Annotated in this window: 3 protein-coding genes; all 3 read left to right on the top strand. The window is 34.2% G+C overall.

Features of this window, described 5'->3' with window-relative positions; genetic code table 11:
• The first annotated feature begins 347 nt into the window (after positions 1-347).
• A complete protein-coding gene (locus AB1422_18315; GenBank protein ID MEW6621255.1) occupies positions 348-1,256 on the top strand; it encodes a hypothetical protein in 909 nt (302 codons plus the stop codon).
• A gap of 177 nt (positions 1,257-1,433) precedes the next feature.
• Entirely contained in the window at positions 1,434-1,733 is a 300-nt protein-coding gene (locus AB1422_18310) for a hypothetical protein (GenBank protein ID MEW6621254.1), read from the top strand.
• Positions 1,726-3,075: a histidine--tRNA ligase gene (gene hisS / locus AB1422_18305; protein ID MEW6621253.1), complete on the top strand. Its 1,350-nt coding sequence runs from the start codon at positions 1,726-1,728 to the stop codon at positions 3,073-3,075. The genes AB1422_18310 and hisS overlap by 8 nt, the downstream gene beginning before the upstream one ends.
• The last annotated feature ends 137 nt before the right edge of the window (positions 3,076-3,212 follow it).

Here is a 3,212-nt window from a genome sequence, read left to right as displayed (position 1 = left end):
ATTAAGGAATTCTTTTATTCTTATTTTTGATTTTTAATATTTGATTTTTTTTATTGCCTTACAAGTATTTTTGCATTTTGCTTTGTAATTTTGATTTTTACATTTTGATATTTGCATTAAACTCCTTTTGTTTAACAAAGAGATACATCTCAAATCAATGCAATTTGGAACACGCTAAACACGTACTATAAAATCTGACTTCTGTTCTCTAACATCTGAAGTGAAACAACAAGCAATAGTTGTCAACAGGATTCAAGAAGCAAGGTAGAAAATAAATTCCTTTGCTTCTTGAACCTACAGGCTCACTTCAGCGGGGTAAATAATTACAATAAAGGGGGTTGTAAGAAATGTTAAAAAAAGAATTTTACCTTTTAGTTATTCTTAGTGCGGTAATTTTTGGAGGAAGTAATAGTTATGCGGGGTTTAAAGATGTAGGCATTGGGGCAAGAAATCTTGGGATGGGTAAGTCTGTTGTGGCTGTATGTGATGATATAGAAACTATTTATTGGAATCCGGCTGGCTTAGTTGAACTTGGTGAAATAACAGGAATGAGTTTCAGTCATGCCAGTTTATATGGTGTCAGTAAAGCAAGTATGGATTCTTTTTGTATTACTCAGCCTAATGTTTATCTTTTGGAAGGTAACATAGGACTGATTTATTTAGCCGAAGATGTTGTAGATAAAATATCCGGTGAAACTAAAAAAACTGATATAACAGAAACTACGGTCGGATTATCTTATGGAAAAAGGCTAACCTTGAAGAAAAATCTTCCCTTTTCTTTATCCACAGGCGGTAATCTTAAATTTTTAAAGGCAGAAGATGCCAAGGATAAACATCGGGGCTATGCCATAGACTTAGGGATATTAATGAAACCTAAATATGGCACAAAACAACTACAAAATGTCAGGATAGGTGTTATGCTGAGAAATATTTTAGCAAGTAATATTAACGACCCTGGTTTTGGATTCAAATTTGGCATAGCAACTAATCTAAATAAAAACTTAAACCTCTGGAAAACAAAAATTGATAACATTCTCATTACAACAGGAATAGCCGATGAGAAAGGAGATTCATTCAAATTCCAGTTAGGAACAGAGGCAATATTTAATCAGAAAATAGCCTGGAGATTAGGATTTTATGGCAGTGATATAGCCACCGGATTAGGTTATAAAGGTGTAGATTGGCAAATAGACTATGCCTTTGCCAAATATGACCTGGGCAATACCCATATAATTTCAGCTATGGTAAAATATTAAGGGAAAATGAACAGTAGTTAGTGAAACGGACTATTGTCCACTAACTACCGCTAGTGTCGTGGTGAACAAATAACGCACGGAATTTGATTCTGGTAACTGGTAATTAAATACCGTCCGATTTAGCTTATGACGAAGCCATTTAACCAATTACCAGTTACCAATTAGAGGAGTGAAGTTATGATACCTTCGGTAAGCGAATTTCTTGAAGAAGTTACAAAATCTCCAATTAGAACTGAGTTAATTAATTTTTTTTATGAAAATCAATTTGCTATGGATACAGCAAAAAATTTAGCCCGCTGGATAAATAAAAATTTATCGGAAGTGGAAAATGATTTAGAAAAATTAGTGAAATTAAAGGTTGTAGAGAAAATAGGTGATGGGAAATCTGCAATTTACTCTTATACCCAGGATTTAGAGACAATTAACATCATTGATAGATTTATCAGGATTATGCGTGGAGAAGAAAAATATGGCTAAAGAATCTGCGGTTCAACGAGTAAGGGGAACATTTGATTTATGCTATGAAGAATATTATCAATACGAGGAAATTCGAAATAAAATTAAGGCCTTTTTTGAATCCTTTGGTTATAGTTGTATTGAGGTCCCAATTGTAGAATATACAGACCTACATCTAAAAAAGTCGGGACAGGAGATTATCTCCAAGATGTACACCTTTAAAGACTACGGCAATCGAAGTGTTTGTCTGCGACCTGAAATAACTGCTTCAGTTGTTCGAGCCTTTATTAATAACTTACAAAATAATCCATTACCAGTGAAACTTTACTATATCGGTCCTGCTTTTAGATACGATACTCCACAGTTGGGTAGATACCGCCAATTTACTCATGCCGGCATAGAATTAATTGGAAGTAAAACTCCAATTTCAGATACAGAGGTTATCGCTATCGCTTCTCTGGGATTACAACTCCTTGGGCTTGAAAATTACCGTCTCGTCATTGGACACATTGGCTTTCTCTCCGAATTATTGGAGAAGTTAAAACTAAATGTGAAAATAAAAACATTTCTTATCGAGGCAATGGAAGAACTCAGTAAAGGTAAAGGATTTGATGAAATTCTTAAGGAATTAAAAATAAAAAGCCAGAAGAAACAAACAGATAAAGCATTAGAGTTCATTCAAGAATTAAGGCAGATTAAAGGCAAACCAGAAAACATTTTTACTCGAATAGAAACATTAGTGACTGAATATGAACTTAATCCAAAACCTTTAGAGGAATTAAAAAACATTATTAAGAATCTTGAGTATTTCAAAGATTTAAACTGGAACAAAATAACGATTGATCTGGGTTTTGGCAGAGGGCTACAATATTACACCGGGATGATTTTTGAGGTATATTGTGATGCACTCGGTGCGGAAAATCAAATATGTGGTGGTGGTAGGTATGACGAATTAATTGGAACATTGGGCGGACAAAAAGATATTCCATCAATTGGATTTGCCTACGGCGTAGAGCGGGTAAAATTAGCCCTGGAAAAAGAAAATAAACTCTCTAAAGACGCCAGAAGACCTCAAATTTTTATTATTCCTATTGGCGGCAGGGTAAATGATTATGCCATAGAAATCGCTCAGAAATTACGCCAATTAAAATTAAGGGTAGAAATAGATGTGATGGAGCGGAAGGTCAGTCGCAACCTTGAATATGCTGACCTCTCAAAAATACCTTTTGCTGTAATCGTCGGTGAGGATGAAAAGGCAAATTCTACATTTAAACTAAGGAATATGAAAACAAAACAAGAACAGACTATCTTATTTGACCAAATCAGCAAAGTAGCAGATTTAAATATCACGACCTTTTGTTGAACGAGAAAAAGGGTAACCGTTCAGGCTATATATCAAAAGTGTAAGAAAGGGGATAAGGAGATAAGAGTGATATGGAGATAAGATAATAGAAATAGATTGAAATTTATAGAAATAGGTAGAAATTGATTGTGGAAAAC

The sequence above is a fragment of the bacterium genome, assembly GCA_040757115.1.
In the GTDB taxonomy this organism is placed as follows: Bacteria; UBA9089; CG2-30-40-21; order CG2-30-40-21; family SBAY01; genus JBFLXS01.
This window is presented reverse-complemented; position numbering and strand designations above follow the sequence as displayed.